The 23,729-nt window shown below is 53.5% G+C and carries 14 protein-coding genes; 8 read left to right on the top strand and 6 right to left on the bottom strand.

Annotation, left to right across the window (positions count from 1 at the left end):
* The first annotated feature begins 102 nt into the window (after positions 1–102).
* Positions 103–1,311 (top strand): UbiH/UbiF/VisC/COQ6 family ubiquinone biosynthesis hydroxylase, encoded by a 1,209-nt coding sequence (locus ABIE61_RS05240; RefSeq protein WP_354407375.1) that lies wholly within the window; start codon positions 103–105, stop codon positions 1,309–1,311.
* A 67-nt stretch (positions 1,312–1,378) separates the two neighbouring features.
* Here ABIE61_RS05240 and ABIE61_RS05235 read toward each other — a convergent pair whose 3' ends face one another.
* Entirely contained in the window at positions 1,379–1,873 is a 495-nt protein-coding gene (locus tag ABIE61_RS05235) for a phasin family protein (RefSeq protein ID WP_354407372.1), read from the bottom strand.
* Between the two features lie 270 nt (positions 1,874–2,143).
* Positions 2,144–2,530, bottom strand: a complete 387-nt coding sequence (locus tag ABIE61_RS05230) for a phasin family protein (protein WP_091824119.1) — start codon at positions 2,528–2,530, stop codon at positions 2,144–2,146.
* Positions 2,531–2,846: 316 nt separating this feature from the next.
* Here ABIE61_RS05230 and ABIE61_RS05225 point away from each other — a divergent pair, with 316 nt between their 5' ends.
* Entirely contained in the window at positions 2,847–5,768 is a 2,922-nt protein-coding gene (locus ABIE61_RS05225) for an insulinase family protein (RefSeq protein ID WP_354407369.1), read from the top strand.
* Between the two features lie 99 nt (positions 5,769–5,867).
* Here the strand turns inward: ABIE61_RS05225 and ABIE61_RS05220 are convergent, their stop codons facing one another.
* Together ABIE61_RS05220 and metH are read right to left on the bottom strand one after the other, a co-directional pair.
* A complete protein-coding gene (locus ABIE61_RS05220; RefSeq protein WP_354407367.1) occupies positions 5,868–8,096 on the bottom strand; it encodes an NADP-dependent isocitrate dehydrogenase in 2,229 nt (742 codons plus the stop codon).
* Positions 8,097–8,359: 263 nt separating this feature from the next.
* Positions 8,360–12,082, bottom strand: a complete 3,723-nt coding sequence (gene metH, locus ABIE61_RS05215; RefSeq protein ID WP_502915035.1) for a methionine synthase — start codon at positions 12,080–12,082, stop codon at positions 8,360–8,362.
* A 367-nt stretch (positions 12,083–12,449) separates the two neighbouring features.
* On the opposite strand from metH, the gene panD reads away from it, so the two are divergent.
* The 5 genes from panD to ABIE61_RS05190 all read left to right on the top strand — a co-directional run bounded on the left by panD (position 12,450) and on the right by ABIE61_RS05190 (position 22,130).
* On the top strand, positions 12,450–12,884 hold the full coding sequence (gene panD / locus ABIE61_RS05210) for an aspartate 1-decarboxylase (RefSeq protein ID WP_091824107.1): 435 nt from the start codon (positions 12,450–12,452) through the stop codon (positions 12,882–12,884).
* A 297-nt stretch (positions 12,885–13,181) separates the two neighbouring features.
* Entirely contained in the window at positions 13,182–15,116 is a 1,935-nt protein-coding gene (locus ABIE61_RS05205) for a propionyl-CoA synthetase (protein ID WP_354407537.1), read from the top strand.
* 143 nt (positions 15,117–15,259) lie between these two features.
* On the top strand, positions 15,260–17,617 hold the full coding sequence (locus ABIE61_RS05200) for a sensor domain-containing diguanylate cyclase (protein WP_354407362.1): 2,358 nt from the start codon (positions 15,260–15,262) through the stop codon (positions 17,615–17,617).
* 128 nt (positions 17,618–17,745) lie between these two features.
* Positions 17,746–19,812: a DctP family TRAP transporter solute-binding subunit gene (locus ABIE61_RS05195; protein WP_354407360.1), complete on the top strand. Its 2,067-nt coding sequence runs from the start codon at positions 17,746–17,748 to the stop codon at positions 19,810–19,812.
* Entirely contained in the window at positions 19,809–22,130 is a 2,322-nt protein-coding gene (locus ABIE61_RS05190) for a putative bifunctional diguanylate cyclase/phosphodiesterase (RefSeq protein WP_354407358.1), read from the top strand. Before ABIE61_RS05195 ends, ABIE61_RS05190 begins: the two co-directional genes overlap by 4 nt.
* 6 nt (positions 22,131–22,136) lie before the next feature.
* Here ABIE61_RS05190 and ABIE61_RS05185 read toward each other — a convergent pair whose 3' ends face one another.
* Positions 22,137–22,556, bottom strand: a complete 420-nt coding sequence (locus ABIE61_RS05185) for a DUF6691 family protein (RefSeq protein WP_354407356.1) — start codon at positions 22,554–22,556, stop codon at positions 22,137–22,139.
* An 8-nt stretch (positions 22,557–22,564) separates the two neighbouring features.
* Positions 22,565–23,011, bottom strand: coding sequence for a YeeE/YedE family protein (locus ABIE61_RS05180; protein WP_354407353.1), 447 nt, complete (start codon positions 23,009–23,011; stop codon positions 22,565–22,567).
* Positions 23,012–23,190: 179 nt separating this feature from the next.
* Between ABIE61_RS05180 and ABIE61_RS05175 the strand changes: the two genes are divergently transcribed.
* Positions 23,191–23,523, top strand: coding sequence for a 4a-hydroxytetrahydrobiopterin dehydratase (locus ABIE61_RS05175; RefSeq protein WP_354407350.1), 333 nt, complete (start codon positions 23,191–23,193; stop codon positions 23,521–23,523).
* Positions 23,524–23,729 lie beyond the last annotated feature (206 nt).

The raw sequence follows: 23,729 nt of genomic DNA, 5'->3' as shown, positions 1-23,729 counted from the left end.
TTTTTGTTTCCTGCTCACAATAGACACGGTTTGATCTGACGCAAGCGACCATTCAGGGCTTCCGGTATACTGACGCGCATTGCGATTTGAAGGAGCACCCTGATGAAAACCCGATACGATATTTTGATTGTCGGTGGCGGAATGGTAGGGTCGGCACTGGCCTGCGCCCTGGGTAATTCCGGCCTGTCGGTGGCCGTGCTGGAGCGTCAACTACCTGCCGGCTTCGAGCCTTCCCAGCCCCACGATCTGCGCGTGTCCGCCTTGAGTATTGCCTCCGAACGCTTCCTTCAGAATATCGGCGCCTGGGGTGGAATAAAGGACCGACGCAGCTGCCCCTACCGACGCATGAAAGTGTGGGAGAAAAGCTCAACTGCCGCAGCCACCGAGTTTGATGCCACTGCTATAGGCTACGACCACCTTGGTCATATCGTTGAGAACCGCCTGATCCAGATTGCGCTGCTGGAGCGCCTGAAAGCATTTGACAATATCGATCTGATTTCGCCAGCTCCTACAACGCGGATTGACTATGTTCCCGGTGCAACACTGGTGCAACTGGAGGATGGCCGCGAGTTGGTAGGTCGTTTGGTTGTGGCAGCGGATGGCGGAGACTCAAAGGTACGCCAGGCAGCCGGTATCGGTGTGACCAAGTGGGATTACGAACAGCATGCCTTGGTCGCCGGTGTTACGACCGCCTATGGCCAGGAGGATATCACCTGGCAGCAGTTTACCCCGACCGGGCCGCTGGCCTTCTTGCCGTTGAGTGGACACAACGCTTCACTCGTGTGGTACAACACGCCAAACGAGGTCAAACGCCTTCTGGCCTTGCCTGAAGAACAGTTCCTGCAGCAATTGCATGCTGTATTTCCGAGCGAGTTGGGCCATATCACCGAGATACAGGGGCGCAGCAGTTTCCCGCTGCGACGTCAGCATGCTCAGCAATATTGCCATGAAGGGGTTGTGCTGGTCGGGGACGCTGCCCATATGATTCATCCGCTGGCCGGGCAGGGCGTCAATATTGGTCTGCTGGATGCAGCTGCACTGGCACAAACGCTGCTTGCAGCGCATCAATGTGGCGAATCCATCAGTGATCTCAGTGTGCTTGAGCGTTTCGAGAAACAGCGCCGCCGCCACAACCTGCTGATGATGCAAGTCATGGACGGATTCTATCGCATATTCAGCAATGATATTGGGCCGCTCAAACTGCTTCGGAATGCGGGCTTGGGGCTGGCAGGGCACTTGCCGCCGGCACGTAACCGGGTAATGGAGTTTGCGATGGGGCTCAGAGGAGAGCTACCCGATCTGGCCAGATAGGCGCTCGGTACAGAAACAAAAATGACCGCCCTTGGGCGGTCATTTCATATACAGCGAAGAGGCGGTATCAGGATGCAGCAGAGGCGCTGGCTGCTGAAGCGGCCTTGCGAGCAGCAGGCTTGGCTGCCGGCTTTTCGGCTTCAGTTTTCGGCATGAAGTTGCTGATATCGAACTTGGTCATATCAAACTGGTTCATGTCGAACTTGGGCAGATCGAGTTTGGTCAGGTCGAAGTAGGGCATTTCGCTCAGTGAGCTCAGGCTCTGCTCGAACAGGCTGGATACTTCTTCACGCACTTCATTCAGCGTGGCCAGCTCCTGTTCGGCAACTTCGGTCCACTTCGCCTCCTGCTGCTTAATGAAGCCCATCTGAAGCTCCAGTGCCTGCTTCGGCTCTTTCACTTCAGCCAGTGCCTTAACCTGAGCCAGGCTGGCATTAACGCAATCGGCAAAGTAGCCGGACTGCAGAGCAAAAATTTTCTCAACAGCTTTTTTGTTGATTTCAGCCAGCTCGGTAACGGGCTTCATTTTGTCCTGCATCTCTTTCAACATGTTGTCGTACATAGTCACTTACCTTTAATAACAGTGCAAAGAACCGACTTCAGCGTTTTTGCTGCGGTGCAAAAACTGCATGATAGACATTCAATTCTCACTCTGTCAAACCTGCAGCCAACAAAGTGAATTCTTTTTGATTTGCGTTAATCTGCTGCCAGATCGACGAAATTCAGTATCTTTTAGCAGACAGCAGCAGTGCTGAATACATGCCACGGATGAGTCAATCAAGCGCAGCCAGCAGGTCGGGGATTGTGCAAACGCACAACCCCAACCACCGATTTACTTGCTGCTTTTGGCAGCCATGTCCATCGGCTTCATGAACTTCTGCAGCTCAGCCATGAAGGGAACATCCTTCAGGTCACCGATTTCGGCAACGCTTTTCTCAACCAGACCGGTAAGTTCTTCCTTGGCTTCAACCAGAGCAGCCATCTCTTTCTCGGCCACGTCTGTCAGTTTGGCTTCGATCTCTTTCAGATACTTGACCTGAAGCTCCAGTGCAGCCTTGGGATCGCGCGACTCAGACAGGGTCTTCATCTGGTTCAGACTGGCGTTAACAAATTCAGACACGTAGGCAGACTGCAGAGCAATCAGCTTCTCGGTGGTCTTTTTGTTGATTTCAGCCATATCCATGACCGGCTTCATTTTGTCTTTCATGTTCTCGTACATAGTAAGTCACCTCTTCAATGACGTTTGCAGCATTCGCTGCGTTTTTGTGCATTGCAACAATGAGTTCACTTTAGTGATCCTGAAGCAGAGTGTCAAGCCCGTTTTGTGCATTGCACAATAATATTTTCGATCAGCCAAAATCGCCTGTATAGACTGGGATTGGGAACGAATCGTCTGTTCTTTTCCAGCACTACAGCCATTCCGACAAGCGTCATGCGGCAGCGCAACAAACAGGCCAGTCAGGTTGAACTGCAATGATGATCCGGAATGGTTACAATGAGGTAAATACGACATGAATTCCGACACAAGGCACTCTATGCATACTGAAATCTGTCATCCCGGGTTCCGCTTTCTACAACACAAGGCGATTGAGTCACTCAATATTGAAGTGGCGGAGTATGAGCACATTACAACTGGGGCGCTGCATTATCACATTGCGTCAGAGCATGATGAGAATGTATTTCTGGTTGCGTTCAGAACCATGCCGGAAGACTCTACCGGTGTGGCACACATTCTGGAGCACACCGCACTCTGTGGCAGTGAACGCTATCCGGTTCGCGACCCCTTCTTCATGATGACCCGGCGCTCGCTTAATACGTTCATGAATGCTTTCACCAGCAGTGACTGGACGGCTTATCCCTTTGCCAGCCAGAACCGGAAGGATTTCTTCAATCTGCTGGATGTGTATCTGGATGCCACCTTCTTTTCACGACTTGATCCACTGGATTTTGCTCAGGAAGGACATCGTGTCGAGTTCAGCGAAGCAGCCAACCCTGACTCCTCACTGGTGTACAAGGGGGTGGTATACAACGAGATGAAGGGGGCAATGAGCTCACCGGTTTCCACGCTGTGGCAAACGCTGACACGCTACCTGTTTCCCACCACCACCTATCATTACAACAGCGGTGGTGAGCCGGACTGTATTCCGGATCTCAGTTACGAAGAACTGCTGGAGTTCTACCGTAGTCATTACCATCCCAGCAACGCAGTCTTCATGACCTTTGGCAACCTGCCGGTTGAAGAGCTGCAGCAGCGCTTTGAAGAGCAGGCTCTGTCCCGCTTTGAACGCCGTGATGAGACATTGAACGTAGACAACGAGAAGCGTTATTTCGCCCCTTTGAGAGTTGAAGAGGCGTATGCGCTCGAACAGGACGACCTGACAGCATCTACCCATCATGTTATAGGCTGGCTACTGCCGCGTTCGATTGAGCTTGATCAGCTGATGCAGGCCCACCTGCTCAGTCGGGTGTTGCTGGACAACTCCAGCTCACCATTACGGGCAGCACTTGAGTCGACCGATCTGGGCAGCGCCCCTTCACCGCTGTGTGGACTTGAAGACTCCAACCGCGAGATGAGCTTTATGTGTGGCCTTGAAGGCAGTGAGCCTGAAAAGGCGGCGGCCTTCGAGCAACTGGTGATCGATACGCTTGAAAAGGTTGCAGAAGAGGGCATACCGCAGGAAACGGTTGAGGCCCAGCTTCATCAGCTGGAGCTGAGTCAGCGTGAAATTACCGGTGACGGTTACCCATTTGGTCTGCAACTAATTCTGTCGGCTATGCCGGCGGCCATTCACCGGGGCAACCCGATTGGGGTGCTGGACATTGATCCCGCCCTGGAAAAGCTGCGCGAACAGATCAAGGATCCAGCGTTCATTCCTGGGCTGGTACGCCGCTGGCTGCTGGACAATCCGCACCGTGTGCGCCTGACACTGCGACCGGATGCCGAACTGGCTGCCCGTCGTGATGCAGCTGAAGCGGCACGGTTGGAACAGATCAAGGCAGGCCTGAGCGAAAGCGATAAACAAGATATTATTGATCGTTCTCAGGCGCTTGAAGCACGCCAACAGCAGGTTGATGATGACAGCATTCTGCCCTGTGTCACCCTTGAGGACGTCCCGGCTGAGCTTAACCTGCCGACTGCCACTGAACTGGCCACCGATCCGCTTAAAACGACCTGGTTTGGTGCCGGTACCAACGGTCTGGTTTACCAGCAGGTGATTCTTGACCTGCCTGAACTGAGTGAGCGTGAACAATCCCTTATGCCTCTGTACACCTACTGCCTGACAGAGCTCGGCTGTGGTGATCGCGACTATCGCGCCAATCAGGCCTACCAGAGCCAAGTGACCGGTGGACTGCATGCTTACACAAGCCTGCGAGGCAGCGTCGATGACGAACAACAGGTCAGCGCCTACCTGGTGATGTCCGGCAAGGCCCTTAGCGTTAACAGTGAAAAACTGACCGCGCTGATGGCCGAAACGCTTGCTGATGCGCGTTTTGATGAAACTGCCCGCATCCGTGAAATTGTGGCGCAACAGCGTGCACGCCGTGAGCAGAGCATTACCGGATCAGGCCACAGCCTGGCGATGATGGCCGCAGGGGCCGGTTTCAGCCCGGTAGCCCGACTGTCACACCAGACCCGTGGCCTTGCCGGCGTACGCTTTGTCAAACATCTGGACAAAAGTCTGGCAGAGGAGAATATGCTGACGGCTCTGTCAGCTGAACTGACGGCGCTGCATGAGCGTATTCGGTCGGCGCCTCGTCGCTTCCTGCTGGTCGGTGAAGAGGAGCATCGTGACAGTCTGCGTCAGCAGCTTGAGCAGTTCTGGATAGGTCAGGCTGACAGTCGAGGTAATTTTGTTGCTCTGTCATTGCCCGAAACCCGCTCAGCGGTTCAGCAGCTATGGCTGACCAGTACCCAGGTCAGTTTCTGTGCCAAGGCCTACCCGACAGTACCAACAGGCCACCCGGACGCAGCAGCACTGACCGTGCTGGGTGACTATTTGCGTAACGGCTACCTTCACCGTGCCATCCGAGAGAAGGGTGGGGCCTATGGGGCAGGCGCCGGGCAGGACAATGGCGATGCCATCTTCCGCTTCTTTTCCTATCGCGATCCGCGCATAGAGGGAACGCTGGACGACTTCGATCAGGCGCTGCAGTGGTTGGCCACCTCTGAGGGGGATCCGCAGCGACTACAGGAGGCGATTCTGGGTGTAGTCAGCTCCATGGATAAGCCCGGCTCCCCAGCCGGAGAAGCCAAATCGACCTACCACAGCAGCTTGTTCGGCCGCACGCCAGAGGTGCGTCAGGCCTTCCGCCAGCGGATTCTGTCGGTCACGCTTGATGACCTCAAGCGCGTGGCATCGACCTGGCTCTCGCCCGAAAAGGCGAGCATGGCTGTTGTGACCAGTCACAAGGCTGCAGATTCACTGCCGGCAGAGTGGGAGAGAATCGAAATCTGAACTCCGCTTGCGGCAGCATCAACATGGCTGCCGTAATACTTACGGACAGACACAAAAAACCCGGGCTTGCCCGGGTTTTTTCTTTTTAGATCTCAATGATCACTTCTTGAAGTCATCCAGGATCTTGTTGAAGGTAGTGCTTGGGCACATCACCTTGAACACGGTATCGAGATTTGCGTGGTAGTAACCATCCAGCTCGGCAGGCTTGCCCTGTACCGCATTCAGCTCGTCCACGATGGTCTGCTCGTTCTGAGTCAGCGCATCAGCCAGCGGCTTGAATTCGGCTGCAAGATCAGCATCCTCCGCCTGAGCAGCCACTTCCTGTGCCCAGTACAGGGCCAGGTAGAAATGGCTGCCACGGTTATCCAGTTCGCCGGCCTTGCGTGAAGGTGACTTACCGTTTTCCAGCAGACGCTCGGTTGCTTTATCGAGTGCGGTTGCCAGTACCTTCGCACGGACATTGCCTTTCTTGATGCCCAGCTCTTCCAGAGAAACGCCCAGTGCCAGGAACTCACCCAGTGAATCCCAACGCAGGTGGTTTTCCTGCATGACCTGCTGAACATGTTTCGGTGCAGAACCGCCGGCACCGGTTTCGTACATGCCGCCGCCAGCCAGCATCGGCACGATGGACAGCATCTTCGCAGATGTACCCAGTTCCATGATCGGGAACAGGTCGGTCAGGTAGTCACGCAGAACGTTACCGGTCACAGAGATAGTGTCCAGGCCGCGAATCAGACGTTCCATGGAAACACGGATCGCTTCGTTGTAGGACATGATGGAGATGTCGAGACCTTCTGTATCGTGCTCTTTCAGGTACTCTTTGACTTTTTTGGTCAGCTCCAGATCGTGCGCACGTTCCTGGTCCAGCCAGAAGATGGCCGGAGTATCGGACTGACGTGAACGGTTGACCGCCAGCTTGACCCAGTCACGGATCGCCGCGTCCTTGGTCTGGCAGGCGCGCCAGATGTCGCCTTTTTCCACTGCGTGCTGCATCAGGACAGTGCCGTCAGCCTTCACGACGCGCATGGTACCATCAGCCTGGATCTCAAAAGTCTTGTCGTGAGAGCCGTACTCTTCGGCTTTCATCGCCATCAATCCCACGTTCGGTACGCTGCCCATGGTAGTGGGATCGAACGCGCCGTTAGTTTTACAGAAGTTGATCATTTCCTGGTAGATGCGCGCATAGGTAGACTCAGGCATAACAGCCTTGGTGTCTTTCTGCTTGCCATCGCGGCCCCACATCTGGCCGGAGTTGCGGATCATGGCCGGCATGGACGCATCAACGATTACGTCACTTGGGATGTGCAGGTTGGTGATACCTTTAACGGAATCAACCATCGCCATTTCCGGGCGGTGTTCGTAGCAGGCATGGATCGCTTCTTCGATTTCGTCCTGAGTGGACTGTGGCAGAGACTTGATCTTCTCGTAGACGCTGCTCATGCCGTTGTTCGGGTTAACACCCAGTTGCTCGAACAGCTCACCATACTTGTCGAATACTTCACGGTAGAACACACGTACCGCATGGCCGAACACGATCGGGTGAGATACCTTCATCATGGTCGCTTTGACGTGCAGGGACCACATGACACCTGCTTCTTTACAGTCCTGAAGTGTGTCTTCGAAGAAAGCGTCCAGCGCCTTGGCACTCATGAACATGCTGTCCAGAACTTCGCCTTTTTCCAGGCTGAGCTCTTTTTTCAGGACCGGCTGACCGCCATTGGGAACAAACTCGATGCGTACATCGGTTGCCTCAGGCATGGTGACCGACTGTTCGCTGGAGAAGAAGTCACCGCCACGCATGTAATCCGCGTGGGAGCGTGAAGACTTGCTCCATTTGCCCATTGAATGCGGGTGCTTGCGAGCGAAAGCCTTGACCGCAGCCGGCGCACGACGGTCAGAGTTGCCCTGACGCAGAACCGGGTTTACAGCGCTGCCGAGAATGCCGGCGTAACGGGACTTGGCTTCTTTTTCTTCGTCGGTCTGCGCGTTCTCAATGTACTCAGGCACGTCGTAGCCCTGCTCCTGCAGCTCTTTGATGGCGGCACGCAGCTGGGGAACGGAAGCACTGATATTCGGCAGTTTGATGATGTTGGCATCAGGGTCTTTGGCCAGATCGCCGAGGAAAGCGAGACCATCTTCGACGCGCTGCTCTTCGGTGAGGCGCTCGGGGAAGGCAGCAAGAATACGGGCAGCCAGGGAGATATCGCTCAGATCAACTTCAATATCGGCAGAAGAAGCGAAGGTGCGAATAATCGGCAGCAGCGAAGCGGTCGCCAGTGCCGGAGCTTCATCAGTTAGGGTATAGATGATTTTTGATTTTGTAGGCATGTTTTTCCCCGAAATGATTTATGGCTGGATTGCCAAGGGCTCGTTCGGGCGATGGATAATCACCCTGCGCTGTATGAATGAGCCTGGCGCTTGTAAATCGGCTACAAATTATAAAGGCTGAAGGGGCTTTTTGATACCCGGGCACTATCGACTTAGGGCTAAAGAATGGGCCTGAGATGATAAAAAGGCGTGATTGAATGTAGCAAACCAACAACCTGACAGGCCCGGCCGGAAAGCCTGTCAGGTTAGTGCGAAACGAGGGGTCAGCTCTGTTCCGGCTCATAGCCCAGATTGGGTGCCAGCCAACGTTCGGCCTCATCCATGCTCATCCCCTTGCGCTTGGCATAACTTTCGACCTGGTCTTCACCAATTTTGGCAACGCCGAAGTATCGCGCATCAGGATGGCTGAAATACCAGCCGCTGACCGCTGCGGTCGGCAGCATGGCAAAACTGTCGGTCAACGTCATGCCTGCGTTATGCTCCACATCCAGCAGCTCCCACAGCAGAGCCTTTTCAGTATGGTCGGGGCAGGCCGGGTAGCCCGGAGCAGGGCGAATACCCTGATACTGCTCACGAATCAGTGCATCATTGTCGAGGTTTTCATCGGCGGCATAGCCCCAAAACTCGGTGCGAACACGCTTGTGCATGCACTCGGCAAAAGCTTCAGCCAAGCGGTCAGCAAGGGCCTTGACCATGATGCTGTTATAGTCATCGTGATCAGCTTCAAACTCGGCGATCATTTTATCGATACCGATGCCAGCCGTGACCGCAAATGCGCCGATGTAGTCGTCAACACCCGAGTCATGGGGAGCAACATAGTCACCCAAACAATGGTTGTAGCGTCCCTCTACTTTTTGCGTCTGCTGACGAAGGTGGTGCACGCGCATGCGAACCTGGTCCCGCGTATCATCGGTATAGATTTCGATGTCATCCGCGTTGCGGCTGTTGGCGGGGAACAGGCCGATAACGCCACGGGCGCGCAGCTTTTTGTTGTCGATGATATCGCGCAGCATCCGTTTGGCATCTTCATACAGCTTGCGTGCTTCTTCACCGACAATTTCATCATCCAGAATGCGCGGGAAACGCCCGGCCAGCTCCCATGATTGGAAGAAGGGCGTCCAGTCAATGTAATGGCTCAACTCCTCCAGGTCATAGTCCTCGAACACATGAATACCTGGTTTGGCTGGCGCGACGGGGGTGTAATCACTCCAGTCGATCGGCTGACGGTTGGCACGGGCGGCTTCCAGTGTTACTCGGCGCTGATCATTCTGGCGCGCTGCGTGACGTTCGCGTACTGCCTGATATTCATCCTGTATCTCTTTGATGAAATTAATTCTTTTTGTCTCTGACAGCAGCGATGAAGCAACACCAACAGAGCGCGAAGCGTTGGTAACATGCACGACCTGATTGTTCTTGTAGTTGGGTTCAATCTTCACCGCCGTATGCGCCTTGGAGGTAGTGGCACCGCCAATCATCAACGGAATGGTAAAGCCCTGGCGCTGCATCTCTTTTGCCACATGTACCATTTCGTCCAGAGACGGGGTGATCAAACCGGAGAGGCCAATAATATCGGCGTTGTGTTCACGGGCGGCCTGCAGAATCTTTTCCGAAGGTACCATTACACCCAAGTCAACGATTTCGAAGTTATTGCACTGCAGAACGACACCAACGATATTCTTGCCTATGTCATGAACGTCACCTTTCACGGTGGCCATGATCACCTTGCCGGCGGAGCTGCTGGCATTGTCAGCCTTTTCCTCTTCTATGAAAGGCATAAGGTAGGCAACAGCCTTTTTCATCACGCGAGCGGACTTGACCACCTGGGGCAGGAACATTTTGCCGGCACCGAAAAGGTCGCCCACGATGCCCATGCCATCCATCAGCGGACCTTCAATTACCTGCAGCGGGCGCTCATAGAGGTGGCGACACTCTTCCACATCCTCTTCGACATAGTCAGCAATACCTTTGACCAGTGCGTGGGCAAGCCGTTTGTTGACCTCCCAGCTGCGCCACTCAAGATCCTGTTTGACCGATGATTCGGAGGCGCCGCCCCGGTATTTCTCCGCCAGCTCAAGCATCCGCTCGGTGCCGTCTGCGCGTCGGTTCAGAACGATGTCTTCAACATGCTCGCGCAGATCTTCCGGCAGGTCATCATAGATCGCCAGCTGGCCGGCATTAACGATACCCATATCCATGCCGTTTTTAATGGCGTGGTACAGGAAGACACAGTGAATCGCTTCACGCACCTTGTCGTTGCCGCGAAATGAGAAGGAAACGTTGGACACACCACCGGACACCTTGGCGTAGGGCAGGTGCTGCTTGATCCAGCCAGTCGCATTGATGAAATCGTTGGCGTAGTTGTCGTGTTCTTCGATCCCGGTGGCAATGGCGAAGATATTGGGGTCAAAGATGATGTCTTCCGGCGGGAACCCCACCTTGTCCACCAGCACACGGTAGGAACGCTCACAGATTTCGATTTTGCGTTTGTAGGTATCAGCCTGCCCGGACTCATCAAACGCCATGACCACTACAGCGGCACCGTACTGACGAATCTTGCGCGCCTGTGCGATGAAGTTCTCTTCGCCTTCCTTGAGGCTGATCGAGTTGACCACACCCTTGCCCTGAATGCGCTTGAGCCCTTCCTCCATAACATGCCACTTGGAGGAGTCGAGCATGATCGGCACCCGTGAGATGTCAGGCTCAGAGGCGATCAGGTTCAGGAAGCGGTTCATCGCGGCTTCGGCATCCAGCATCCCTTCATCCATGTTGATGTCGATGATCTGGGCACCGTTTTCCACCTGCTGGCGGGCCACTTCAAGTGCTGTTTCGTAGTCACCCTCCTTAATCAGGCGACGGAACTTGGCCGAGCCGGTGACATTGGTGCGCTCACCCACATTGATGAACAGGGTATCGGCACCAATATTCATCGGCTCCAGACCGGACAGGCGACACTCGACAGCCAGTTCAGGAATTTTCCGTGGCGCCTGATCCAGCAGTGCTTCGCGAATGACGCGGATATGTTCCGGCGTAGTACCGCAGCAGCCACCAACGATATTCACAAAACCGGATTGTGCCCACTCGCGGATTTCGTCTGCCATCTGTTCGGGCGTTTCGTCATACTCGCCGAATGCATTGGGCAGGCCTGCATTGGGGTGCACGGATACGAAGGTGTCGGCTACCCGAGACAGCTCTTCCACATACTGGCGCAGCTCTTTCGGCCCCAAAGCGCAGTTGAGCCCAATACTGATCGGGCGGGCGTGACGTACCGAGTTCCAGAAGGCTTCGGTGGTCTGGCCGGAAAGCGTACGCCCGGAGGCATCGGTGATGGTGCCGGAAATCATCACCGGCAGGCGAATATCATGCTGCTCAAAGTAGTGCTCAATGGCATAGATCGCCGCTTTAGCGTTTAGGGTGTCAAAAATGGTTTCGATCAGAATGATGTCGATGCCACCTTCAAGCAAACCGTCGATGGACTCGGTGTAGGCCTCTACCAGCTCATCAAAGGTCACATTGCGATAACCTGGATCGTTTACATCCGGTGAAATGGTCGCTGTACGGTTAGTCGGACCCAGCACCCCGGCTACATAGCGAGGGCGATCAGGGGTTTGGGCTGTTATCCTGTCAGCCGCCTCGCGTGCCAGGCGGGCAGCAGCCACGTTGATTTCGCGGGTCAGCACCTCCATCTCGTAGTCCGCCATGGCGATGCGGGTAGCGTTGAAGGTGTTGGTTTCGATAATGTCCGCGCCCGCCTCAAGGTAGGCGATATGAATGTCGCGAATGAAATCCGGCTGAGTCAGTACCAGAAGGTCGTTGTTGCCCTTGACGTCCAGGTGCCAATCGGCAAAGCGTTCGCCACGGTAATCCGCCTCAGACAGCTTGCGCTCCTGGATCATGGTGCCCATGCCGCCATCAAGCATCAGGATACGCTGGTTCAGTGACTGGCTGAGCTGTGTGTGCAGATTTTTGTTGTTCACGTGTACATCCATTGCAATAACCTTTGAGAGAGCGCCATTGTAGTCCAAACAGAGGGCGCTTTGCCTGAGGGCTTGTCATACAGTATTGAAAATATTTTGAGATTGCTGCGTTGCATAAATTTTCCTGAACGCGCACTTATAATTTGAAACAAACGTGCTAGAATGCACCCGCTTTTTCAGATCGCTGTTTCTCAGGACCAATTCGACGTCCATCCCCTCCATGGCACCCTCAGACTTCCAGCCGGAACCTGTGGGATCATTTTGCCTATTCAGTGAAGGGGTTAGCCGCGGACGGACGTCCGGTATCACAGATACCAGAGAGCGGTGTTAATGAGTACCGGCAAGCCGGTCATACAGAGAGAAGACGCAGGTTTTCAGTATGCTGCAGACATTCTTGAAAGCGAAACTGCACCGGGTAACTGTTACCCATGCAGAGCTTCATTATGAAGGTTCATGTGCCATCGATGGTGAACTGCTGGAAAAATCCGGCATTCGTGAATATGAAATGATCCATATTTACAACATCAACAACGGCGAACGCTTCACCACATATGCCATCAGGGCTGAAAATGGCAGTGGCGTCATTTCTGTCAACGGAGCGGCCGCGCACAAGGCTCAGAAAGGCGATCTGCTGATTGTCTGTTCCTACGTCCAATTGGACGAACAGGAAGCGGAAGGCTACCAGCCAACTCTGTGCTACTTCGAGAATGCCAAGTCGGATAACGGCGTCGGCATTACCGATGATGAACTGCGCGCTCGAAACCAGCTGACTGGCATGAAGTCAGCCATCCCGGTCCAGACCAGCGACATGTAACGCAAAACTGGATTGAAGAACCCGCCCGGCACCCGCCGTGCGGGTTTTTTTAGTGTCTTTCATTGCTGATAGGTATTTACCCCTATTTGGTGACACCATGTCGACACTTTGAGACTATTCGTTTCATATGTGATCAGCATCAATTTTACCGAAGCCTGCAGCATGGCTCGCTTTACGGCCCCACGGCCTTTATTGAAGTAGCTGTTTACGCCTTTTGTCTTAGTTTACTCGGCAAGAACTTTCGCTAAAGTGTCGCCACCTGTCTCAGGGACTGTCAACAATACAACTATAAACCTCCTGAGCTATTCACCAACCCGAGAGTTAGAGGCCGCTGCGATGTCTTACCATGCAGAGTACACCAAGTCTGTTGAAACCCCAGAAGCTTTCTGGGCCGAAAAGGCGGCAGACCTGCCCTGGTTCAAACAGCCCCAAACCATCCTGTCCAAGGATGAAAACGGCATTGACCGCTGGTTTGCGGATGGCGAAATGAACACTGCCTATATGGCACTGGATCATCATGTCGAAAATGGCCGTGGTGACCAATTGGCTGTCATCTATGATTCACCGGTCAGCAATACCAAGCGCCAGCTGACCTATCGCGAAATGCGTGATCAGGTGGCACTATTCGCCGGGGTGCTCAAGGCGCAGGGCGTGGAGAAGGGCGATCGCGTTGTAATCTATATGCCAATGGTGCCAGAAGCCCTGATCGCCATGTATGCGGTTGCACGACTGGGGGCAATTCACTCCGTGGTATTCGGTGGCTTTGCTCCTCACGAGCTTGCAGTTCGCATAGATGATGCTGAGCCTAAGGTGGTAGTAACAGCTTCCTGTGGTCTTGAAGTCTCGAAAATCATCGAATACAAGCCAATGTTGGACGAGGCGATCGAGCAATCTGCTCACAAGCCTGAAAAGTGCATCATACTGCAGCGTCCGCAGGCAAAAGCCAGCCTGATTGCCGGTCGCGATCTGGACTGGGAAGAGGCGATCGCGGCTGCCGAGCCGGCCGATTGCGTGCCGGTAAAAGGGACCGACCCGCTTTACATCCTTTATACCTCAGGCACAACAGGCAAGCCCAAGGGCGTAGTGCGTGACAATGGTGGTCACGCTACCGCGCTGAAATACTCCATGAAGGCGATTTACAACATCGACGCCGGCGATACATTTTTGGCCGCGTCCGATGTCGGCTGGGTTGTAGGACACTCCTACATTGTCTACGCACCACTACTGGCGGGTGCAACCACTATTGTTTACGAAGGCAAGCCCGTACGCACACCGGATGCCGGTGCATTCTGGCGCCTTTGTGAAGAGTACAAGATCAAGGCTCTGTTTGCTGCGCCGACAGCGTTCCGCGCCATCAAGAAAGAAGATCCGGACGCCAAAGAGATCAGCAAGTACGACCTGTCCAGTCTTGAGATCATCTTCATGGCAGGTGAGCGCCTTGATCCACCAACCTACCACTGGACCATTGAAAAAACTGGCAAACCGGTCATCGATCACTGGTGGCAGACCGAAACCGGCTGGGCCATTTGCGGCAACCTGATGGGCATCGAGCAAAAAGAGCCCAAGCCGGGTTCTGCCACCTTGCCGGTGCCAGGCTTCAATGTGCAGATTCTGGACTCAGAAGGTAATCAGATGCCGGCAGGCGAGCAGGGCTCAATTGCCATCAAGCTGCCACTGCCACCGAGCTGCCTGCCGACCATTTGGGGCAATCATGAGCGCTTCCGAGCCGGCTACCTGTCTGACTTCCCGGGCTATTACACATCTGGTGATGGCGGCTATAAGGATGAAGACGGCTATGTGTTCATCATGGGTCGCACTGATGACGTCATTAACGTAGCAGGCCATCGCTTGTCTACCGGTGAAATGGAAGAGATCGTTGCGGATCACCCTGCAGTTGCCGAATGCGCCGTCATCGGTATCAATGACGCACTTAAAGGACAGGCCCCTATTGGTCTCGTCTTACTCAAGGATGGCGTCGATGTGGACGAAGCTGCTCTTGAAAGGGAGTTGGTCGCAATGGTACGCAAGGAGATCGGCCCGATCGCCTGCTTCAACCGTGCCATCGTGGTACAACGCCTGCCCAAAACTCGTTCCGGCAAGATCCTGCGCAAGCTGCTGCGCCAGATCGCGGATGGTCAGGAATACACTGTACCGTCTACCATCGATGACCCGGCCAGCCTGTCTGAAATTGAAGGCATCATGGACAGCCACGGGCTGGTTCAGCACAGCTGAGCAGCTTGAGTGACCTAACAAGGGCAGCCACAAGGCTGCCTTTTCTGTTTTGATTACTCAATAAGTCCTCATACGGTCGTAACTTACGTTCCATCTGGTAAACTGTCTGTTTAAAGATACCCCTCAAGGCCCCTGCGTCCGTTATGCGAACCATCTCTTTTCGCGCACTTCTGATCACCTCCAGCCTCTTATTGCTGCTGATCTTCTTTGGCATGACAGTTTACAGTCTGAATGAACGCCAGAATCTATTTCAGCAACAACTGGATCGCAAGGCTGACTCGCTGCAACAAAGTTTTGAACTGATGCTGCATGAGCAGGAAAACAAAATGATGTTGCTGGCCTCCATGGTAGCGGCCGACCCGGCAGTTCAGGAACTGTTCTACCATGGATCTCGCATGGTACTGATAGAAGGTGGAGGCAAGGGCGGCGTAGAAGCGGCACGCTTGCGACAGGCCCTGTTTGATCGAGTAGCCCCTGCGTGGCAACAGATGCAGGAGCAATATGCACTACGCCAGCTGCACTTCCACCTGCCACCTGCAAAATCCTATCTGCGCGTCCATGCCCCAGATCATTTTGGCGACGACCTTTCATCCATCCGTCCCATCATTGTAAACACCAATCACACAGGTGAGCCCCAGACTGGCTTTGAAATTGGACGCGTCTACTCTGGTATTCGTGGTGTCACGCCTGTGTGGTACACCCGCCAGGATGGAACGCGGGTGCAGGTCGGAGCACTCGAGGCAGGCGCTTCGGTTGACAGTGTATTGAGCCGGCTGGCACCCATGCTGGATTCCGAGCTGACCCTGTTGCTAAATCGAAAGGATGTTGAGCGGGCTGTCTGGGACGAGTTCAAGCCAAAACCTGTATCAGCTTGCGATTGTTACATAGAAGCCACAACCTCAGATCGCTTCACCCAATGGATGCAGCACTCAGAGCTTTCATTTGATGAGCTGAGTCGGCAGGGCGGTGTTGAGATATTGAACTGGGAAGGCCGTATATACAGTCTGGCACGCTTCCCACTACAGGATTACAGCAGTCAAACAGAGAGATCAGCCCTGCCACCCCCTGGTATTATCATCAGCTGGCAGGATATAACCGAACTCTGGCATGAAGAGCAGCGCGCTCAGCAACTTCTGATCCTGATTACAGCAGGGGCCTATATGCTGACCCAGCTGCTGCTTTTGCTTTTGCTGCGCCGGCTGAGAGAAATGATGCAACAGCGCGTGAATGCTGCCGCCGCGGAGGCGGAGCAGGCACAGCTGCAACTCACCAGCCTGCTGAGCGATTCTCCTGTCGTTACCTACAGCCTTCGCATTCCCGGCACTTCACTTGACTACATATCACCCAACTGCACACATCTGCTTGGCTATCATCCAGAGCATATTATTGGGGACGACCACTGGTGGAGTGAGCATATTCATCCACACGATCGTGAGTATGTTCGCCAGACGCTGGATTGGACGCAATGGCCGACAAAGGGCATTCGCAGGCGTTATCGACTGCAGCACAATAACGGCCAGTGGCGCTGGATAGAAGACCGGTGCCGTGCATCCCGCTCTGCAGATGGTGTGCAGATGCTGAATGGGGTATTGCTTGATATTACAGCGCAGCACCGCGCTGAAGAAGCCCTTAAAGAAAGTGAACGCAGCTTGAGAAGGGCGCAACGAATAGGCGCTGTAGGCAGCTGGGAGTATCACTTTGCTGATCAGTCTCTTACCTGGTCGGAAGAAACCTACCGCATTTTTTCGGTTACACCGGAGCAAACACCAGACTATGCTCTGTTTATCAGCCGAGTCCACCCGGACGACCGCGAGCTCGTCGACAGCACTTGGCACAATGCCATACAAGGCGGTCGTTACGATCTTGAGCACCGCGTTGTTGCTGGAGGAGAGGTCCGCTGGGTACGTGAAATGGCTGATTTCGAGCACGATGAAACCGGAGTTTTACGGGCCACCGGAATGGTGCAGGACATTACAAGCCAGAAACTGCGTGAGCAGGAACTGCATCGACTGGCGACAAGTGATGCGCTGACCGGGCTTGCCAATCGGCGCTATTTCATGGAACGCCTGGAGCAGGAGAGGGCAAGGGCCGTCAGATTCAATACGCGCTGCGGCCTGATGATGATAGATCTGGACCACTTTAAGCAGGTCAATGACCAGTTTGGCCACGCGACCGGTGACCGCGTACTGAAAGCCTTCGCAGATACGGCTGCTGCCCAAATGCGCCAGATCGATATTATTGGCCGTATCGGAGGTGAGGAGTTTGCCGTCCTCCTGCCAGGTACAGACATGGAGGGCGCCAAGATTTTAGCTGAGAGACTGAGGCTGGCCATAGCCGCAATCAGTTTTGCAGACATTTACTCATTGCACGTTACTACCAGTATCGGTGTAACCGTCATCACTAAAACGGATCATGAAGTGGATGCGCCACTCGGCCGGGCTGACAAGGCCGTATATACAGCAAAGCATAATGGTCGCGACCGAATAGAGATTGCCGAATGATTTGTATTTTTAATACTTAATACGTAATTAGTACTGCAATAGCATGGAGCAGCGATGGCTGATCTGTGACATATATCCTTATCAATATTGCGGTATATTGAGCAGGTTCAGACACTAAGGCCCATAACATGAAGCATCTCCTTAGCCTGCTTGCTGTAGCTATACTGCTGCTCGTCCTGATATTGTTGGTCATATGGCCGCTCGACCAAGACACCACCGTTCAACAGAGGCAAGCAGAAAACAGCCTTGGCAGCCAAGTATTGCGCTTTGGCTATAACATTCCCGAACGCAGTGCGCTCCATCTGGCAGCCATGCGCTTCAAGGAAGAGGTCGAACGCAGGACAGAAGGGCGTATTGAAATCCAGCTCTTCCCCAACCAGGCCCTCGGAAATGACCACCAGATGCTGGAAATGGCCCGACGCGGCGAGCTTGACCTCCTACTGATTCCCTCCGCCAAGCTCAGCGTGGCACTGCCTGAGATGCAATACGCCGACATGCCCTTCCTCCTGCCTACGCGAGAAGACATGTATGCAATGCTGGACGGTGAACCAGGCAGGCTGCTTTTGGAAAAAATGAACAAAATCAAAATGGTTGGCGTTACTTTTTGGGGTAATGGATTCAAACATTTCACCGCTAACCGGCCGTTGAAGAAACCTTCAGATTTTGCGGGCCTCAACATCAGAATCATGAAAAGCCGCCTGCTGCGTGATCAATTCAACCTCATGGGCGCGGAAGCGGTACCGATAGACTTTCACGAAACGCGCCAGGCACTTCTTGACGGCGTAGTGGATGGTCAGGAAAACCCTCTGGTGGCGATTCACAGTATGGGCATACACGAAGCACAAACCGATCTAACCCTGAGCGAGCACGCGTATCTGGCCTATATATTTGCCATCAGCGGAAAACGCTTTAACCAACTACCGGGACACCTGCAAACCCTTCTGATTGAAACGGCACGCGCAATCACACCCTGGCAACGCGCCGAAACTGAACGACAGGAAAGCGAATTTCTGGCCGAAATTGCAGCCACAGGCGTTCACATTCATCGACTGAGCGAGTCGGAGCGAATACAGTTTCAGCGCGCTGTACAACCACTTGCTGATCGCTTTGAAACCACCATCGGCGCCGACATCCTTGCATACACTATCGAATACGCCACATTGCAGCACCCACAGAAGAACCGCTGGCTTATCGGCGTAGACACTGACCTGAGCACCGTGTCGCCTAAGCTTGGCTTGGAAATCAAGCGTGGTGCAGAGTTGGCCGTCGAGCGGTTTCGCAGGGCAGATCCAACTCTGATCCCGGATATTCGAGTAATAACCCGCGACAATCGCAACCTTATCGGACGCTCAAACCGAACACTGGATGACTTTGCTCGCCAACCATCCATGATCGGGATTATTGCGGGAGTAGGGCCACTCTCTTTCCAGGCCCAACATATGATCACAGAAGCATCGCCGCCCATACTCAATCCATGGATGAGCCACACCGAGCTATTTTCAGCCGACAGTCGCTTGATCAACCTTGCACCATCATCATTCCAGATAGCCAAACAGCTGGGACAAGAGCTAAGCCAGCGAAACATCAGCACAGTACAGCTGCTGACAGAAGCAACAGCTCTGAGTGAAGATCTTGCTGCCGCAATAGAAACCGAGGCAATCAAAACAGGCCTTGAGGTCCACTCAAAGATCAAGCTTGACCCTACAAAGCCATTAGCCCAACAGCTTAAAATCCAACAAAATACAGCAACAGACGCTATTATTCTGGTACTACACAGCCAGTTGCTTGAACAGAGCCTGGAATGGTACGAAGATCAGCCTGATACACCACTGCTGATCTCAGCAGTAGACTGGACAGTTTCGGCAAACGCCCCCAATCTGCTCAGCCTTCAGAGCTGGCACCATGGAAATACAATAGACGATATCATAGCGGCATATACTGACCGTTACGGCAACGAACCAGCGTCAGTTTCAACGCTTTTGCAGTCACATGACGCAACCTGGATATTGCTATTCGCGGCAACACGGTGTGAGGCCGGACTGAGCGACAATATCAAGCAGGCACTTAACGCTGCAGTACCATGCGAACGAGTGGCATCGGATTTTTCAACGACAGCTCCTGACCAGCCGGGGCAATTCAGGCTTCACCTGGCGCCAGCCTATCGGCAAACCGGTAGCAAAAGGGGGACACCATGAAGTTATTGACCTCTGACCAGCCACCCAAGCATTACCGCAGCCTTCAGCGCAAACTGACACTGACAATATGCGGCTTTGTGGCGCTGGTTATGCTCATCGTTACTTTCACGGTTGCCTACATTTTACGCAATGAGCTATATCAGCAGGCATACAAAGGGCTAGGGGAAAGCGCTCACTCGTCATTGATCCAGCTGGAAAACCGTATTGCCTATCTAGTTGAGGGTACCGCAAGACTGGCGGAAAACCCTTTCATGGTGAATGGGTTAATTGACAGTCAGGCTCGCACCACCGATTTACCGCCATTGTTGGCAAACTTCTCTTCAGGGACGTCCATGCGCTCGGCAGCCCTGCTGGATTTTGATGGACAGCCGGTATATCAGGATGAACACTGGCTGCCTGAGTTTAACCAGTCAACAGAATTGAGAGCCGCTCTCTCGATGGGGGAAATTGCGCTCTATAACGACTCTGCCAACCGACAAATGACCGTCATTGCGCCAATCAAGTTCTACGACACAACTCAGGGTGCACTGCTGGCAGCCTTCGACCTGCGTGAACTGGTCGCACGTCATGCCTTTCGTGAAAACGAAGGATTCCTGAGGCTCTATACAGAAAACACTTCAGTGTTAACCCTGGGCCATGATGAAAACATCAATTACATCAGCAGTCGACAGCGACCGACCGTGGACACACCACTACTTCAGCAACTTGATTTAAGCCTTGAAACCGGCATTCCTGAATCCCAATTCGAGTCAGTCATCACAACGACTGTAACTCGCTTCGTCGGCATTGGCATCATTCTGACCTTGATAGCCGCCATACTGGCAGCATGGATTGGGCAGGGGATAGCCTCACCCATAATCGAACTGTATCGCAGAGTGAAGGATACTCGCCGCACATCCTGCGCTCCTCTTGGGACCCATGATGAACTTGAAGCTCTTGCGGAAGCCTTTGATGAACGCACGCGCGCATTGGAATTGGCACAACTGGGGTTGCAGGAGCAACGCGACCGGTTTGAGTATGAGGCCAACCACGATTCGTTGACTGGATTGCCTAATCGTTTCAATTTCAATCAGCAGCTGGAACTTGCCATTAGCCAAGCGGTACACGACAGTCTCAACTTCACTCTGGCGTATATTGATCTGGACCGCTTCAAGCTGATCAATGACAGCCTTGGACACCCTGTCGGGGATAAGGTACTGATCACCGTGGCTGACCGCCTTAAAGCTTTGCTTGGAAAGGGGGATCGTCTTTTCCGGCACGGCGGTGACGAATTTTTCCTGCTGCTGGCTGCCAGTGCCGATACCCGACATGAAGACGAACTTCTGCCACGCGTTGTGGCCGCCCTGTCAGATCCCGTCATCAAACATGGACATCATCTGGACGTTAGGGCCAGCATCGGAGTCACGCGATGCCCACAGGATGGCAATACCGCTCAAGCACTGACACGCAACAGCGATCTCGCCATGTACCTGGCCAAGAAGATGGGCGGCGGACAGTATCAGCACTTTCATACCAGCCTCAGTGATCAAGCACTGCAACGTATGGAAGTTGAAGCAGGGTTGAAACAGGCACTGCAAAAAGGGGAGCTGCGGGTATATTTCCAACCCCAGGTCGATATGCGCAATGGCCACATGACGGGCACCGAAGCACTGGTACGTTGGCAGCACCCGGATAAGGGACTCCTGATGCCAGGCGCATTCATTCCGATTGCCGAGGAAACCCGGCTGATTATTGATCTGGGCAACGAGGTCATGCGACAAGCCTGTCAGCAACAGGTCGAGTGGTATCGTGCTGGCTTCAACCCGGGAAGGGTCTCCGTAAACCTTGCGGGGGCACAGATTCACGAAGCTGACTTGGTTGAATCCGTTCAAAGCGTGCTGCATCAGACTGGTTGTAAACCACAATGGCTTGAACTGGAGGTAACCGAGGGCTTTATTATGCAGGACACAGCCAGGACCGTGCCAACCCTAAAGCAGCTTAAGGAAATGGGAATACTGTTGTCGATCGATGATTTTGGCACCGGATACTCATCACTGACCTACCTCAAACGGCTGCCGGTATGCCGGCTGAAAATCGACCAATCGTTTGTCCGAAACTCAGTAATGGATCCCAACGATCTTGCCATTATCGAAGCCATCATTGCATTGGCAAATAAACTGGACCTGGAGCTTATCGCAGAAGGAGTTGAAACCGAAGAACAGAAGAAATTGCTTCTACAGGCTGGATGCCCGCATGCACAGGGCTATTTATATGGCAAACCCATGCCGGCACTGGAGCTGATGGAGATGCTCCGTGAGAACCAGGCCGGCACGGCATAATAGATATTAAGAGCTTCGGTGAAGAACCCAGCGAGCGGCGAATGTACCCACCACAAACGCCATCACGACTGTCAGAATATCGCTGTCAGCAAAACTCAATGATGTAATCATCGGTCCGGGACAGTACCCTGCAAGCCCCCAGCCCACACCAAACACAACACCGCCAATAACAAGACGTTTATCAATCTCAGCCTTGGTTGGAAGCCTGAAAAATTCAGCCAGAAGCGGGCGCTTTTGTTTCAAAATCAGTGGCGTCAGCAGCGCATTAACCAGCAAACCGCCAGCCATTACGAATGCCAGAGACGGATCCCAGCTGCCCAACAGATCAAGAAAGTTTGTAACCTTGGTAGGATCAATCATCTGTGACAAGCCAAGACCAAAGCCGAATAGCGCACCAGCAGCAAGTGCGGCCAGCAGTTGTTTCATGGACTGACTCATGCTGCACCTCCCATAAGGTGACGCACAACATACACGGTTACTATCGCACTGCCCATAAAACAAAAAGTAGCCACCAGCGAACGCGGACTGCGGCGCGCAAGGCCACAAATACCATGACCGCTGGTACAGCCCGTACCGACCTGTGTACCAATACCCACAAGCAGGCCCGCAATAATCAGCACCGACTTGTCAGCAACCGCTACGATATGCTGCACACCAGCACCCAGCCCCGACCACTGATAGAGGAAGCCCCCCAGAATCAACCCAAGAATGAACACGACACGCCAGCCAATATCATCACGGGACTCGGGATAGATAATACCGCCGGCAATTCCGGAAATGCCGGCCACCCGACCTTTTGCAAGCAGCAGAAACGCAGCCGAGAGGCCGATTAAGGCCCCGCCGATCAGTGCAGGGACCGGGGTAAAGTTTATGATTGTCATGGATAGAAGATGCCTTGAAAATTGATATTTAAATTAGATTAGTCTTATATAAAAAGATTATCCCTGAACTAGCAAAAAGTGCAAGCGGAGTAGAGCAGGCCCAGACCACTGCGGCATGACTTCAGATTGGCGTCTACACTTTTATAGTCCAGTGACACATAATTAATGGGGAAGCAGACATGCTGCTGGCAGAAAAACGCTGCATACCTTGCCATGGTGAAGCATCAGCGCTCACACGCAAGGATGCCGAAAATTACCTTAAGCAAGTACAAGGCTGGTCACTTTCAGACAACGCGAGTCGCATCCACCGGGAGTTCATTTTCCCCGACTTCAAAACCGCCCTGACTTTTGCTGATCATGTTGGAGAGCTGGCAGAGGAGGTGGGGCACCATCCTGAAATATGCTTCGGCTGGGGCTATACCAAAGTAGAGATATGGACACACAAAATTGGCGGTTTACATGAAAATGACTTCATTCTGGCAGCACGGATAGACGCTATTGAAGAGGCTTGACTCTCAGCTGCATTAGATTTCTGAATCATACAAATCAATTAATTAAATTAAACACCTAAGAATTTAAATTACTTGAAAGAAGCCAATGGCCTGGCTCAACCGCATCTGGGTGACACCATGCTCAAGCTGGGTTATGACTGAGAAAACGACACTCAGCCCACGAAACTGAAATCTTCGACCCTCTGCGCACCGCTTGGTTAAGGCTT

The sequence above is a fragment of the Marinobacterium sp. MBR-111 genome (assembly GCF_040547585.1).
Classification (GTDB): domain Bacteria; phylum Pseudomonadota; class Gammaproteobacteria; order Pseudomonadales; family Balneatricaceae; genus Marinobacterium; species Marinobacterium iners.
Note: the sequence above shows the minus strand (reverse complement) of the source record. Positions and strands in the feature narration are given on the sequence as shown.

What these genes read in the sequence shown, in the direction of transcription:
- panD (WP_091824107.1), top strand. Translation starts at nt 12,450, where the DNA reads ATGCTGCAGACATTCTTGAAAGCGAAACTGCACCGGGTAACTGTTACC.
- ABIE61_RS05220 (WP_354407367.1), bottom strand. Translation starts at nt 8,096, where the DNA reads ATGCCTACAAAATCAAAAATCATCTATACCCTAACTGATGAAGCTCCG.
- ABIE61_RS05225 (WP_354407369.1), top strand. Translation starts at nt 2,847, where the DNA reads ATGCATACTGAAATCTGTCATCCCGGGTTCCGCTTTCTACAACACAAG.
- metH (WP_502915035.1), bottom strand. Translation starts at nt 12,082, where the DNA reads ATGGATGTACACGTGAACAACAAAAATCTGCACACACAGCTCAGCCAG.
- ABIE61_RS05195 (WP_354407360.1), top strand. Translation starts at nt 17,746, where the DNA reads ATGAAGCATCTCCTTAGCCTGCTTGCTGTAGCTATACTGCTGCTCGTC.
- ABIE61_RS05200 (WP_354407362.1), top strand. Translation starts at nt 15,260, where the DNA reads ATGCGAACCATCTCTTTTCGCGCACTTCTGATCACCTCCAGCCTCTTA.
- ABIE61_RS05235 (WP_354407372.1), bottom strand. Translation starts at nt 1,873, where the DNA reads ATGTACGACAACATGTTGAAAGAGATGCAGGACAAAATGAAGCCCGTT.
- ABIE61_RS05180 (WP_354407353.1), bottom strand. Translation starts at nt 23,011, where the DNA reads ATGACAATCATAAACTTTACCCCGGTCCCTGCACTGATCGGCGGGGCC.
- ABIE61_RS05175 (WP_354407350.1), top strand. Translation starts at nt 23,191, where the DNA reads ATGCTGCTGGCAGAAAAACGCTGCATACCTTGCCATGGTGAAGCATCA.
- ABIE61_RS05240 (WP_354407375.1), top strand. Translation starts at nt 103, where the DNA reads ATGAAAACCCGATACGATATTTTGATTGTCGGTGGCGGAATGGTAGGG.
- ABIE61_RS05230 (WP_091824119.1), bottom strand. Translation starts at nt 2,530, where the DNA reads ATGTACGAGAACATGAAAGACAAAATGAAGCCGGTCATGGATATGGCT.
- ABIE61_RS05185 (WP_354407356.1), bottom strand. Translation starts at nt 22,556, where the DNA reads ATGAAACAACTGCTGGCCGCACTTGCTGCTGGTGCGCTATTCGGCTTT.
- ABIE61_RS05190 (WP_354407358.1), top strand. Translation starts at nt 19,809, where the DNA reads ATGAAGTTATTGACCTCTGACCAGCCACCCAAGCATTACCGCAGCCTT.